The sequence below is a fragment of the Acinetobacter sp. S-1 genome (assembly GCF_059579785.1).
The window spans coordinates 1,436,972-1,452,363 of sequence record NZ_CM184207.1 but is presented as its reverse complement, the minus strand read 5'-3'; the positions used below and the strand labels follow the sequence as shown (position 1 = coordinate 1,452,363).

At 38.2% G+C, this 15,392-nt stretch carries 8 protein-coding genes; 3 read left to right on the top strand and 5 right to left on the bottom strand.

Going from position 1 to position 15,392, the window contains the following annotated elements; all coding sequences use genetic code 11:
- Nucleotides 1-92 precede the first annotated feature (92 nt).
- Complete coding sequence (locus AC52J8_RS06885) at nt 93-4,601, bottom strand: translocation/assembly module TamB domain-containing protein (protein WP_086399123.1); 4,509 nt, start codon at nt 4,599-4,601, stop codon at nt 93-95.
- A 26-nt stretch (nt 4,602-4,627) separates the two neighbouring features.
- Complete coding sequence (locus AC52J8_RS06880) at nt 4,628-7,363, bottom strand: autotransporter assembly complex protein TamA (RefSeq protein ID WP_017385429.1); 2,736 nt, start codon at nt 7,361-7,363, stop codon at nt 4,628-4,630.
- A gap of 166 nt (nt 7,364-7,529) precedes the next feature.
- On the opposite strand from AC52J8_RS06880, the gene AC52J8_RS06875 reads away from it, so the two are divergent.
- Together AC52J8_RS06875 and coq7 are read left to right on the top strand one after the other, a co-directional pair.
- Nucleotides 7,530-8,852 carry an MFS transporter gene (locus AC52J8_RS06875; protein WP_081038707.1) on the top strand — a complete coding sequence of 441 codons (1,323 nt, stop codon included), beginning with the start codon at nt 7,530-7,532 and terminating at the stop codon, nt 8,850-8,852.
- Between the two features lie 3 nt (nt 8,853-8,855).
- Nucleotides 8,856-9,491 carry a 2-polyprenyl-3-methyl-6-methoxy-1,4-benzoquinone monooxygenase gene (gene coq7 / locus AC52J8_RS06870; protein WP_280035745.1) on the top strand — a complete coding sequence of 212 codons (636 nt, stop codon included), beginning with the start codon at nt 8,856-8,858 and terminating at the stop codon, nt 9,489-9,491.
- A 47-nt stretch (nt 9,492-9,538) separates the two neighbouring features.
- Here the strand turns inward: coq7 and AC52J8_RS06865 are convergent, their stop codons facing one another.
- Nucleotides 9,539-10,087 carry a DUF2799 domain-containing protein gene (locus tag AC52J8_RS06865; RefSeq protein WP_000789245.1) on the bottom strand — a complete coding sequence of 183 codons (549 nt, stop codon included), beginning with the start codon at nt 10,085-10,087 and terminating at the stop codon, nt 9,539-9,541.
- 407 nt (nt 10,088-10,494) lie between these two features.
- Here AC52J8_RS06865 and AC52J8_RS06860 point away from each other — a divergent pair, with 407 nt between their 5' ends.
- Nucleotides 10,495-11,916, top strand: a complete 1,422-nt coding sequence (locus AC52J8_RS06860; RefSeq protein WP_496538902.1) for a glutamine synthetase family protein — start codon at nt 10,495-10,497, stop codon at nt 11,914-11,916.
- A gap of 76 nt (nt 11,917-11,992) precedes the next feature.
- Here AC52J8_RS06860 and AC52J8_RS06855 read toward each other — a convergent pair whose 3' ends face one another.
- A complete protein-coding gene (locus AC52J8_RS06855) occupies nt 11,993-12,709 on the bottom strand; it encodes a response regulator (protein WP_016145792.1) in 717 nt (238 codons plus the stop codon).
- 11 nt (nt 12,710-12,720) lie between these two features.
- Entirely contained in the window at nt 12,721-15,375 is a 2,655-nt protein-coding gene (locus tag AC52J8_RS06850) for an ATP-binding protein (protein ID WP_086399125.1), read from the bottom strand.
- Nucleotides 15,376-15,392: the final 17 nt, after the last annotated feature.

Here is a 15,392-nt window from a genome sequence, read left to right as displayed (position 1 = left end):
ATACTAAACTTTTTTAAATGTTATGAAGGCGTTATTAAATTAAAAGCCCACAGTAGTGAGCTCTTAATTCATTCATTATTGGTTTCAACTAACTAAAAGCGCCAGTTGTAGAAAAGATCGATTGCTCTTTCTAGAGATTGACTTGCTTCTAAATATAAACGTCGATTCATTTGATAACGTAAAGTGAGTTTGTTTACAGGAGTAAACACCCCAACACCATAGCGAATAAACAGATCTGGTGTGATATAACCCGTTAAACTCACTTGCGTATCATCACCTGTACCTTGTGCATCTAAAGCTAGGCCGCTCAAACCAAACGTACGTCCAATCTGGTTAGTTAAAGCACGTGTACCACCCAAGCCCATACTAATACCTGCAGCTGCAATGGTGTTGTTTACATCAGATTTAAAACCTTCTGCATTACTTAAACCACTTGAACCTTCATTAATACGACCAGTCACAAGCGCATTTAATGCTTCTTGCTCAGATAGACCTGCATCGTTATAAACCTGAATGTTTGGTGATGTAGCAGTACCTGTAACACGTACCCCAACCATGCTTCCCTGAACATTTTTATTCGCATCGATATCTAAAGTCGGGTTAGCCAATGGTCCATTAAAACGGGCAATTGCTCGGTTCAAGTCTAGACTTTGTCCATAGGCTTCGATTTTCACTTTTTGGCTAACACCAATCGCCCCGTTAGCTCTCATTGCAGTCTCATAGCCACGTTGGCTTAAGTTGAGACGACCAACTAACGGAATATTACTGTTAAAGCCTTGGAAGATAACTTGTTTTCCAATATTAACAGAAATATCAGCTCGAATATCCCAAGGTTTAGCGGCTCGTAAAATTGCAAGTGGATCTTGACCTTGGCGTACGATGCGAACATCTGATGAAGTATTAATGATTGGAGCAGTCGTTTCTGGCATTGAAATACGTGCACGAGGAACATCTACTGATCCTTTTAAGCTTAAACGCTTATCAAAAGGATACATATCAAGTGTCAGATTCGGGTTGGCAATTGCTGTAATTAATGGTGCTTGACGTACCAGTAAATTATCACCTTTCAGATTTAATTGAAGGCGTGGCGCATCTTTCCACTCAAAACTACCTTTAAGCAAGCCTACACCTTGCCCACTGTTAAATGCCCCATCAATTGTTGCCATATCCTGACGAATTGATGAATACACCTGCACATTAGTTAGATTTACTGGCAAAGAAATCATGCTGATCGCACCATTTTTCAGACGCATTTCACCAGTAAACTGAGGTTGAGTTAATGTACCGTTGACTTTACCAGCCAAGGCTAGCGTACCACTCATTGAACGAACATCTTGAATAAATGGTTTCAAGACTTTTAATTGAACATCATTAAAGGCCACTTCACCATGCATTGGCATTGACGACTGGAATGGGTTGATAATAACGTTCGCATAACCCGTACCAATATCCGGTGTTTTCACATCAACACGGAATAACAGACCCTCTGATACACTTTTTGCAATTACCCCTAACTCCTCATAAGCCAAAGTCGTTGCAGGATCTTGTGGATCTTCAGCAGCTAAACCGATTTCACCTTTACGCGTAATTAAACGCGCATCAAGTTTTGGATTACCGCCATTTACCCACGATGCCTTAGCGTAACCATTTAATTGTCCAGTCATCGCTAAGCCTTCTGGCATAAATGCCGCGAAATCACTTAAGTCCATGTTCTGAGTTACAAAGGAAATATTCCCTCGTGCTTTACTCACTCGGACAGGCTGATCAAAACAGAGCTGACTATTGGTACTTTGCCAGCAATGTTGGCCCACATATAGCTCAGATTTCGCCGAAGAATAAATTACTGGAGCATTTTGATTTTGTGCCAGACGAATTCGTCGTGAATCAAAACTTCCTTTCTGGATTTGACCTAACCAATCATTCTTTTGATTAAATCCACCTGCCAACTGAACATAGAACTTGGAAACACTATTATTGCCAAGTACTTTCAATAAATGTGCTTTTCTTGTTCCTGTCAAATTCACTTCAGCGGACTGGATTTCTCTATTTCCACTACGCAGATTATTTAATTTTGCGGTTAATTGAGTCGGTGTTGTTTCCGATGTTGGAAGCTCACCTTGAATACTCAATCTCTTCACACTTACGAGTGTATTAAAAGCAAAATTATCTACGGCAATATTGGCTGTTGCTTTTAAACGTGGTTGTGATTGAACATTCAAATCACCATAAGCTCGACCGCGCAGTCCCGGATATAACTCGTAGAGTGCTGGCGCATTCAGCTTAATTTTTAGATTTTGTGCATTGCCAGTAGCTTGTAGCTGGTTCTGTCCATACACTAAAAATAAGTTGTTCGCTTCAAATTGCTGAGGTAAAAAGCCATTTTGATTGGAATCCATCAATAGAGATAGATTACCCTTACCCCGAACAGGTTTATTATTTAAAAAGCCTGCAAGATTCAATTGCTGAATATTAATTCGCTTCAAGTGATCAGACCAAACCCCTTGAGTTTTCAGGTTTCCTGAAATTTCACCTTTAACAGTTGAGGCAAAATATTGAGGCTTAAAGCGTACTAATGAACTATTAATATCCCATGCAATGCGGTCTTTTAAATTGACAGAACCAGTAGCATAGATTTTTCCAGCCACCCCATCATGTTGTAACTGGCTAATTCGAATAAAATCTGGCGTGCCCGCTATAGAAAACTTCAACAAACCATTTGCTTGTTTTAAGGCTTTTAAAGACCCGTCATAATTAACCGCAAAGCCTTTAAAGCCGCCACCAGCTTTAACATCATGAAATAATAATGCTGCTGTACTTTTTCCACCTAAACTTACAGTTTCTTGACCTGCTTGAGCCAATCGACCAGTTAAATCAATTTTCTCAAACTGAATAATTTGCTGGTTTGGTTTAGCGAAACCATTTGCCTTAATCGAACCGTTTAATAGATTGACCGGCGCTGCTGCATGAATACTTTGTGGATTAAAATCTTTTGCATTTAATAAAGCATTCCAAGCCAGCTGACGTTTTTCAGTAGGTAATAAAACTTTAGCCTGACCTGTTAAGCTACCTTTTTCAGCAGCAAAACTAAAATTAGGCACATTTAAGATATTATCTTTAACATTCAGGTTGGCTAGATATTGTCCTGCTGGCAATAGAGTTTTTTCATGCTGATATACTTTTGTAGCAACCTTAATATCTTGTTGACCGTCACGTAATGTTAAATCGACTTGACCATTATCACTAGTTAACCATCCAATATAAGGCATTGCACGGTCTATATTCGCCCACGCCACATTCATGAGCATTGGTTGAGGTTTATTATTTTTTTCAGGCGCCTGATTAAGCTTGAGTTTCCAAGACTCATAACGGTCAAAATCAACGTTAGCAAATACTTCTGTGCCTTTTTCCAAAGAACCAGTTGAAGCAATAGCAGCATCTAAACTTGGCGGTAAAAAGTCTTGAACCACCTGAGGAATCGCTTTGTCTTTAGGATTAATGCGATCTAAACGACCTTTGATGTCCCAAGTCACATGATCTTTCCAATTCACCAGACCTTTAAGATTAACGGCACCTTTCATAACTTGGCCATTAAAATCGGTAATATTAAGCTGATGAACTAAATCAGTATTCATTAAAGCGTTGTACTGACCTTCAGGTAAATTCTCACCCTTTAAATCTGTATCAAGTGCCAAATTAAGCTGTTTAATATCACCTTGAAACTTGATCACACCATTTTTTGCAAATAGTTTTTGTTCTTGTAGCAAAGGTAAATGATAGTTTTTTAATAATAGTTCACCTTGCATTGGAACTTCATCGCGAACAGGATGCAATATTACCCAACCTGTTAATAGATCGGGAGTGGTTGTTGCAACCCCAGCTTTTATAGTATCTAAACTTCCCCGAGCAGCCACTTTAATATTTTGAATATTTAGACTTTTTAAAGATGGGATTCTTAAATCTGCTGTGGCATCTAATGGATATTTACCACTGAAATCCATTTTACCAGTTGCGTTGTGAACTGAAAGATAGCCCATATCCATACTAGATTTTTCAAATTCCAGTTTGGTCTCTGACCAAAGTGCATCCTGCAAATGAACGTCATGAAAACTTACATCTGAGGTTGCCAACTTAATTTCTAAATGATCAACATCACCTTCATCTACGCGTAAAACAAAGGGTAACTTGATTGGTTTAAATTCAAACGGTTTACCAGAAGGCGGAGTTTTATTAATAATACGTAAGTTGCGTACATCTGCATGGCTTAAATGCACTTCTTTTTCTAATAATAAAGAACGCCATCCTAAGCCTACATCAGCTCGATCTAATGAAACATCAACGTCTTTTAATTGCACCAACACATTTTTGAGAATAATGCCTCGCAATAAGTTGCCGCCTTCATATTCATATTTAATTATTTTCTGAGCTTCTAAAACCCGATCTAATAAAAAACGGCTTCCGCGATCCGTTGACATCATGATGACTAACGAAGAAGCCAATAATAACAATATGATCAATATCGTTAGCAAGAAGCTACGCAAAATGCGACGCTTCTTCTTAGGAGAGCTTGGTGCCGAAGTGGGCTGCTGTTCTACTTCCGCCATAAAATAAACCTAATAAAATTTTATTTTTAAAGTTGTGGGCCTATAAAGAAATGTAAACGAATCGGATGGTTCTCATCTGAAATACCCGAAGCTACATCTAAACGGATTGGGCCGATTGGAGACTTCCAGCGAATTCCGACACCAACGCTATAAGCTGCTGGATTACTGAAATCTTTATCATAAGCATTACCAAAGTCAGAGAAAACAGCTGCTCGCCATCCGTCTTTGAACTGATAGTTATATTCTAAAGAGCCTACAGCTAAAGCTTGGCCCCCAATTTTATATCCATCTACTTCTGGTGAAAGACTTTTATAGTCAAATCCACGAATTGTTTGGTCACCACCCGTAAAGAATCTAAGATTGTATGGAACTTTGTCAAAATCATCTGTAAAGATATAGCTGAGGTCAGATCTTCCGACGAATTGGTGATCATCATTTTCACCTAGAGAATAAATAAATCTCCAGCCTGCACTCGCAATTGCCATATTGGCATCTGACAATAAACTCTCGCTGCCTAATTCTAATTTATAAGTTTGTTTAAAAGCTTTTGTTGGGTTTAAACGTGTATTACTTGAAGTTTTAGATGTTTCATAACTAAACAATAATGCTTCTTGCTCAGATGCAGCTGTTTTAAAAGCATCTGGTAATTCAGAAATATCAACATTACCTTTTTGGGTCAAACGGTCTAAACGATAACGAACACCAATAGTGTGTTGCCAATTTCCTAATGGACGTTTGATTACGCGCTCCCCGCCCACAACAGCAGATTCGGTTAATAGGCTTACATCCGGACCGATATCATCCCGTGTTTCACGCTCATAACCGCCAACGATATTAAAATAGTCATTTAACGGATGTTTATAGGGAATACTATATCGACCATCAATCGATTGACGAATTTCAGAGACTTCTAAGTTGGCATCAAAAGAATGGCCATATTTATTTACGATAGAACGGCGATATTGACTACGTAAACGCGCCCCCGTATCGGTTCCATAACCAATACCAGTTTCCAAACTATTTAGCTTATCAGCATTTAAAGTCACAATAACTGGAATTCTTTTTGTTTCACGTGCTTGAGCTTGTAAACGATCCTGTTCAGTTTCCTGTTCATCATGCTGAGCTGCGGCACTTTGCAACATCGCAGTTTGAGGCTCTGCCTGTTTTGCATTTTGTGTTCCAGCAAACTGTTTTTCATCGACTACGTTTTGCGTAACTTCTTTATTGGAGGTAGCTAATTGACGAGCTTTTGCAAGTTGTCTTTGTTCTGGTGAAAGTAAATTAGACTCATCAACATCAATATTTTGCTCATCCACCAAAGCTTGTAAATCTGGCGGTAGCTCAAGTGGCTTTTCAATTGGATCTGGCTTAATGCTATCAACCAAGGTGTAATTAAAATAACGCGAGTTGGTTAGGTTATTCGCGAGCACATTTACACGCCAGAAAGCATAGTCATCACCTTCTTTCCAAGGCGCCATACTTTCTAAGATATTTTGATTTAATGGCAAAGGTTTCGAAGGATCGCTCATACGAAACTCGACCTTATCTAATTTATAACGCTCACCTGTCTCGTAGCGTAAATTAATATCGGCCTTATTTTCTGGCTGACTTACTTTTACATCATGCAATCGCCAGTAGGCATCAAAATAACCGTTATCAGATGCTGCATCGACAATACGGGTTTTAGTGGTTTCATATAAACCGTGGTTAAAAATATCACCCACATCTTGATCAGGAACTAAGCGAATAACCTGAAATTGCGGCTGCTTTTCGCCTGGACCTGTAAACTCAATATTTTGCTCATTAATTCGTACTGGTTCATTTGGTGTCACTCTGACACGAACACGACTCGGACTTAATTTTTCAAATCGGAACTCAGCATTATAGTAACCAACAGCTTGAGCAGCCTGATTACTTAATGTTCTAAGCTGAGGTAAAGCAGCATTAAAGTCTTCAAAAGATTCTTGAGTAAAAGTTGAAAGCTTACCTTTAATATTTTTAGCTAGCACATCTGAAGCGCCTTCTACCTCTGCGCTAATACGCGGTACTTGTTCCATCGGAATTGCACGCGGCGGACGTACTTTATTTAAAATACGTTTAAAGAAACCAGCTTGCTCAGGTGGTTCTTCGGCCTCTGGTGTCAATTCAGGTAGTGTTTTTCCAGTCTCATTGGCTTCCACTACAATCTTACTATCAGACTTAATCTCTTGCATAAGCTGATCAATATTTACTGGCGCCTGATTAATTTGATTTAATTCAGATTGAGTTGCATCGCTTACAGTAACTTCAGGGAGTTTTTGAGTCCCATTTTGAAAGTTCTGTGCTTCATTCTTCGCTTCTTCCGCTACCCTATAAATTTCATTTGCCATGTTCTGATCAACAGGCATATCGGGTAAATCTTCAAGATTATCAAGAGTAATTGGCTTAAATTCATCAATTTGATTTGGAAATTGTTCTTGTTGTTGCAATATAGCCAAGCTATCTTGTTGCTGCTGAGCTTGGGTTACAAGTGTAGCGATATCTGTAACTGGAGCAGTATATTGCTCGTTAACCTGAGCTGACTGTTCAGTTGACTCATCAGATACTGTCTGGTTTAAAGTTGTTGATGAACTATTCTCAACAGAAGTTTGAGCAAAACTTGGCGTTACGCAAACGCTTAACAACAAGCTGCTACAAATAAGTTTAGGAATGCCCTGCATTTTTAAAATTAAATGCATAGAATGTGAGAGAGTTGACTGTTTAAACTTAATTTTAGAAGGCATAGAAAACTCTAGACTTATTTTTTAATAAAACGCACCAATGTGAGTGTAAAACTCACTCAAAACCATTGATTTTTCATTTAATCAAGCGTTAAAAATATCATACATGGTTTTCGATGCAAATTAACACTCGGTCACATTTTTTTATAAAACACAATGAAGTTTGCACATGATGAAACAAGATGAGCACCTGATGACCTCACGTCGGTTTGTACCGATGTTTTTTACCCAGTTTTTTGGCGCATTAAATGATAACGTTTTTAAGCAAGCTTTATTATTGGTGATTACTTATGGATGGATTCAGCAACAATCTGCTCCGGTAAGTACTCTTAATAATTTGGCAGCCCTCTTGTTTATTCTGCCCTATTTCTTTTTTTCAGCCACAGCTGGACAAATCGCCGACAAATACGAACGATCTCAACTCGTCCGTGGTATTAAAATTTTAGAAATCATCATTATGCTCATTGGTACTGCGGGTTTCCTATTAGGAAACTTATGGCTACTTCTTTTTGCTTTATTTTTGATGGGGACACATTCGACATTCTTCGGTCCGATTAAATACGCAATTTTGCCTGAAATCTTAAAACCGAACGAGTTAATGTCCGGTAATGCGCTATTTCAATCTGGCACATCCATGGCGATCTTGTTCGGGATGATCTTAGGTGGTGCCGTAATTGCCTCATCAGATGGTAATTTATTGTGGATTAGTATCACCGTAGTGGCTATTGCTTGCATAGGCTATTTATTTAGTCGCTTCATTTTGCCGCAAAAAGTTGCTGCACCTGACTTAAAGATTGACTGGAATTTTATCCGTACAAGCTTTCAAACCATTAAATATGCCAAAAGCTTACCGCTAGTATTCACAATTTTGCTAGGCAACTCATGGTACTGGTTTTATGGCGCGACTTATTTAACTCAAATTCCGCAGCTTACCCAGCAAAACCTTCATGCATCAGAAAATGTCGTTAGCCTGTTACTGACTTTCTTTTCAGTCGGTATTGGTTTGGGTTCTCTTCTTTGCCGTAAAATTGGTGGTTCAGAAATTAATATTAAAATGGTGCCGATTGGTGCAGTTGGCCTTACTGTTTTTGCGCTTTACCTTGCTGCCAGTTTAGCTTTTGTACCAGAAAGAACTGGAGCATTACTGACTTTAAAAGATGTTTTTACCCAAGGCTGGGTTTACTACCATGTCATGATTGCTGTGACTTTATTGGGTATTAGTGGCGGTTTTTATATTGTTCCTCTATATGCCATGATGCAGGCTTACTCACCACGTTCACATCGTGCCCGAGTGGTTGCAGCAAATAACATCTTAAATGCCGTTTTTATGGTTTCTTCTGCAATTTTCTCAATCTTAATCTTAAGTGTTTTAAAAATTGATATTAAAATACTATTTATTATTACAGCTGTACTTAGTGCAATCTTTAGTATATGGCTTCTTGCCCGACTAAAACCAATGCTTGCCACAGCACATCTTTCTTTGGAGGACTAATTTATGCGCCACTATACTGGAATTGATCAACTTATTAACTCTTTTGATCAAGCATTACGTAGTCTTGTTCCGGGTGCAACAGCAGCACAGCGCCAAAATCCAGCTGAAACAGTAGAAGCAAAACTTGGTGTAAAAGATGCTCGCCATGTTGCAGGTTTAATGCGTGTTAACCATAGTGGTGAAGTGTGTGCTCAAGCACTTTATCATGGGCAAGCATTGACAGCGAAATTGCCAAATGTACGCCGCGAAATGCAACAGGCAGCGATTGAAGAACAAGACCATTTAGCTTGGTGTGAAGACCGTTTAAAAGAGCTAAATAGTCATACAAGCTTATTGAACCCGATTTGGTATGGCCTTTCATATGGTATGGGTGCTCTAGCCGGTATTGCAGGTGATAAATATAGCTTAGGTTTTGTTGCTGAAACTGAACGTCAAGTTAGTCTACATTTGCAAGATCACTTAAACCAGTTACCAGCTCAAGATGAACGCTCGCGCAAAATTCTAGAGCAAATGAATGAAGATGAATTGCATCACCGTCATACTGCACTTGAAGCAGGTGGTGTTGAATTACCATATGCAGTAAAAATCACAATGACTGCTATTTCAAAGTTAATGACAAAAACGAGTTATTATCTTTAAAAAAAACAAAGGATTGATCTCAACCGGATCAATCCTTTTTTAAAATATTATTTTAATCCGTGATCATATTTGAAACGTTCGATATCTCGAATTGAGTTCCAATAGTTTCTGTTAATACGATCACGATCAATTTGTAATTCTCTTAAAAGCTTACGATAACGTTCACGCTCTTCTGGCTTTAATTTTTCGTTATAAGCATTATCGGAATATTGCTTAAACTTCTCATCATAACGATCATATTCAGCTTTTGCATTGTAGTAATCTGAGGCAGCTCGATAATAAGGTCTTAAACGATTACGCTGCTCAACTGGGCATACATTAATATTGCCGTTACCCTCTAAAGCGTTATAAAAAATATTTGCTGGCTGGCAATAATAACCTAGGCCTTCTTTATACCCACGTTCATATGACTTTTGATCTGGAACAATATTGGCTTTTCCACATGCTTTGTAATATTGATCTAAACGTGGCGAAGAACCTTTCGAACCATCTTTCTCACCCACTAATGACCAATTTGCAGTCTTACATTCTTCTACGCTCATTGCAGCACAACCTGAAAGGCTGATTGCTAAAATGGCTAAACCGATATTTTTCATATTAAGAGAACTCAAAAATAAAAATTAAAAAAACGCAAAAAATAAAATTCCAGTACATACACTATATAAGTCTTACTCAATTCAAGATTTATACATAAATGTTTAACTGGATAAGATTTTAAGTTTAAAGCAGTTTGACCATCTCACCAAATTTAAGGATCACAATTCCTAATTATGTTTAATTTTAAAAGCGAAATCATGAACGATCAGACAACTCTTTGATGGCCCTTATACGTTAATTTTACTTTAAAGACTTATCATAAAAGCACCAATTAACTTTTAATTATTAAAATAAAAATCCAAAATTATTTATAAAAAAAACCTTTGTCTTTTTACTCTTTTTTTACGAGATTAACTTCAAAGGCTAAGGTAGGATTTTAGCTAAATAACCACCAAGGTTTTTTATAATGAGTACGCTTATTTACCCAAGTTTAAACTTAAAAGATTCTCACTTTAAAGCATTTAAAATATCAGATGATTTTATTCCACAAACGCAAATTCATACGTTCAACTCAGAGCTTTTTTTAAAAGAAGTTGAAGAATATTTAAGTTTATATCCACACACTCAGCACATTGATATTTGTCTACATGACTTAAACGGGCATATTCGTGGCAAACGTATTGACGTTAAGAGTCTGAAAAATCTATCGAATGGATGTTATTTTCCTCTTTCTATTTATGCCATGAGCCTTGATGGGAAAGTGATTGAAGAAACAGGTCTGGGAAAATATATTGGTGAACCAGATAGACTTTGCCTGCCCATTTTAGGCAGCTTGCAACCCAGTGCCTTATCCCCAGAATTAAATGCTCAGCTTTACCTATCAATGCAAGAAGAAGATGGTTCTGACTGTCGCTATGAACCACGTAATATATTAAAAAAATTATTAAATCAGTTACATGCTAATAATTATTTCCCTGTCATGGCTGCCGAGCTAGAGTTTTACCTTTTCTCACCTCATCATCAATTCGAGACATGTTCAGAAAACCAATGTTTTGATATAGATGCGCCAAATAACTATCAACAAGTCCTAGATGAAGTTGAAAAAGCAGCCTTACTACAATCAATTGAAATTACCGCAATTGTTGCGGAATCATCCCCTGGACAATACGAATTAAATCTTCAACACAGCCATGACATTTTAAAACTCTGCGATCAAATTAATGCTTTAAAAAGAATTGTAAAACAAGTCGCAAGAAAGCATGACTTAACCGCTTGTTTCATGGCGAAACCAAACTTGGCAAAGGCTGGTAGTGGCATGCATTTTCATATGAGCATGCTGAATCAATACCATCAAAATATATTTAGCTCAGAAGAAAAAGATGAGCTTTCAGCCAAATTATTGAGCGCGATTAGCGGACTCATTGAGTTAATGCCTGCATCTATGGCGATTTTAGCGCCTAATATTAATTCTTATAGACGTTTTAAAATTGGTCATCACGTGCCATTAGAAGCCAATTGGGATACTAACAACCGAAATGTTGCAATCCGAATTCCATGCTCAGATGTACAAAATCAACGCTTAGAATATCGTGTTGCTGGAGCTGACTGTAACCCCTATCTAGTTACAGCGACTATTTTAGCGGGCGCGTCTTATGGCTTATCTCATAAGTTACCGCTACCAAAACCTGCACATCTTTTAAAATTTCCAGACGAGCACATTTTATTAGCCAACAATCAGCCAGAAGCCTTAAAAATATTTAAAGGAAGTCTTATTTTAAAAGGGTATTTAGGGGCAGACTTTGTCGAACATTGGTACACGGTTAAACAGGCTGAATATCAAAACATTTATAGTCAAATGACTGAAGCAGAACAACATTGGGATATATAAATAAAAAGAGCAAAAAACTATAAACCACTTTGCAAACCCTTAGGGAGAAATACCCTAAGGTTTTTTTTATATCTAATTAATGATTTTTCTGTTTAGCTAAAAAACGTAACCCAACACCTGGTTCAGTAGCAATATAACGTGGCTGAATCGCGTTATCCCCCAGTTTACTGCGTAACTTGCCCACTAAAATACGTAAATAGTGCGTATCTTCCTGATGGGTGGGTCCCCATAGCTCTTTTAAGAGCTGAGGCTGTGTTAAAAGCTGCCCTTGATAGCGCATTAATAACGTCAAAAGCTGAAACTCTTTTCGAGTTAAAGTAATTGGTTGTTGCTCGATCCAAACTAAACGTTGCATGACATCAACCTTGAGATAGCCATCGTCATACACATGAGCTTCTTGTTGAATCGGTTGATTTCTTAAAATGACACGTATGCGCGCCAAAAGCTCTTGCACACTAAAAGGCTTGGTCATGTAGTCATTTGCGCCTGCGTCTAGCAAGGCAACTTTTTCATATTCATCAGCGCGTACAGATAACACAATAACGGGAACATTCGACCAGCTACGTAATTCTTGGAGGACTTCTTTCCCATCTAAATCAGGTAAGCCTAAGTCTAAAATAACCAAATCAGCCCCTTGGGTTGCCAATGCCTCTAGGCCTTTGTAACCCGTTTCACAGAGCGTGGTTTTGTATTTTTGAGTTCTTAAAGCAATGTCTAAAAATTTACGGATTTGAGGCTCATCATCAATAATCACAATACGTGTTTCTACAGGTGATGTTTCTGGACTTATCATGAATTTACAACTTATTCTTTTACTGGATGAATGGGTAATTTGATTTGAATTAAAGTACCTTTATTTTGGCGCCCTGAAAATGCTTCTATTGTACCCATATGGGCACCAATAATCGCTTTTACAATTGTTAGCCCTAAACCTGTACCGAATTTTCCACGGTCTCCACGCTCCATAGTATAAAACATATCGAAAATGCGATGTCTCTCGTCTTCAGGGATTCCTGCACCTTTATCTTCAATTTCTATTTTCACCTCATCTTCTGACACAAGATGAGTACGAATCATAACTGGCTCATCTGGAGGTGAAAAGTTTGCAGCATTTTCTAAAACATTAAAAATAGCTTGCTCTACCAGTGCTGGGTGAACATACAAACTAATTGGCTGCTCAGGTAACTGGACTAATACTTGCGTATCTGGTTTATAACGCTTTAAACGACGAGTTGCCGAACCAATTAATTCATCTACACCAATCCAGTCTCTTTTTAAAGTTAGACCTTCATGTCCCAAACGGGTCATATCAAGCAAATTCTGAATATAACGGTCTAAGCGCTCACCTTCCAAATGAATTGTTTCAAGTAAATCTTGCTGGTCTTGTTCTGACATTTCAGCTTTAAAATTGGCAAGTGTGTCTGCTGCCCCAATAATAGAAGCGAGTGGCGAGCGTAAATCATGCGATACCGAAGATAATAAAGCAGAACGTAAGCGCTCTGTTTCACTGGTGACTTTTGCTTGTTCTAGCTCATTCACCAATTGGGTTCGAAGTACCGCCTGTGCAATATATTCGATTACACTTTCAGTCAATTTCTTTTGCTCAAAATTTAAGGAAACCACTTCATCCTTAAAGTAAATTCCCACAATACCTAGGCTATTTTTTTGTTCTAAAAGAGGTAAAAACCACCAGTTTGACTGACTCAGAGTATCGGTAAAACGCCCACACGGCTGCTTGTGTTTCAAACACCATTCTGCGGCTACTTTTTCTTTATCATTTAGCTCAATATCAGATGAAATTACCTTATCTCGAATAGAAATCCACACTTTAGTTTGAAGTTGTGTTTCTAAAGTCATACGTCCTGTTTGCATGACTTCTTCAAGGTTTACTGCACTAGAAAGCTTACGCGCCAAGTCTTGCATTACCGTAGTGTAGGCATTCGCAGCTTTTAAAGATAAAACTTGCTGGCGTAACTGAGAAGCCAAACGCCCGGCAATTAAAGCTGCTGCAAAAAAAGCAACAACGGTGACTACCCCTTGGTGTGCTGAAATCTGAAAGGTATAACGTGGTGCTATAAAGAAAAAATTATAGGCCAAGAAACATATTAAGGCTGCCACTACGGCAGCTAACATTCGAGTTTTAGTTGCAACAATTAAAACAGAAATAATAAAGATGACAGAGAAGTCTTCAATACCAAATAGAACTTCGGCGAAGTGAGCTAGAAAAATGCTACCGCACGTCACAGCTAAAACAAAAATGCTTTCTTTTAATGATAAAAATGAAGGTTTTCCGAACTGATTAATCTTTTTAGTGCCCTGTTCTGGGTGCAAAATGGTTAAAGCAATCGAGTTTTCTTGATTTAATAATTGCTGAGCTAAATTTTTCTTAAATAACTTTAACCACCACGGTGAAATACTTTTACCAATGACTAGATTCGAAATTCCTCGGTCAACGGCCGCATCCATTAACACTGACGCAACTCTATGCCCATATAAGACTTCTGTTCGACCACCGAGTTGTCGAGCCAGCTCAAATGCACGATCGATTTCAATATATTCTTTTTTATATGAATTTCCTGAACTCTGTCCAAAGTCCAAACTTTTAGCCACATTCACCACAGTCCACGTAGCCCCATAGCGTTCAGCTAAGCGGCAGCCTGCTCGCACTAAATATTCAGAAGAGCCTTGCCCATCTATCGCAATCATCAATTCATTTTGCAACGATATAGATTTCAAACCCTTTGAGGCATAACTCTCCTTTAAGTCTGAATCGACATGTTCAGCAACGCATTGCATTGCCAGTTCACGTAATGCTGTTAAATTTGAAATGCTAAAAAAGCCTTGTAATGCCAGATTTGCTTGCTCTGGTACATAGACTTTTCCTTGATGGAGCCTTTCAATGAGTTCACTGACGGGTAAATCAATTAAGCGAATATCTCGAATACGGTCAAATACCCGATCTGGTACCGTTTCATTTACTCGAATTCCCGTAATCTGGTACACCACATCATTTAGGCTTTCTAAATGTTGAATATTTATAGTGGTAAATACATCAATACCAGCATCTAGCAACTCATTAATATCTTGCCACCGTCGTTCATGACGACTATTTGGGACGTTGCGATGAGCCAATTCATCAACCAAAACGATTTGCGGATGCCTAAGTAAAATAGCATCCAAGTCCATTTCTTCTAAAATATGCCCCTGATATTGCATTTCTTTTCTAGCAATCTGAGGCAACCCTTCCAAAATTTTTAGAGTTTCGATTCTTCCATGGGTTTCAACAATACCAACAACAACATCTGTGCCCTGTTGAAATAATTCTTTGGCGCGGGCGAGCATGGCATAAGTTTTTCCTACACCAGGTGCCGCACCAAGAAAGACCGTTAGTCGACCGGCTTGATATCTGTTGACATGATTTAATAAGGCCTCAGCCTGATTTTCGCGATTGCTTTGCACTTGATATCATCCGGTAA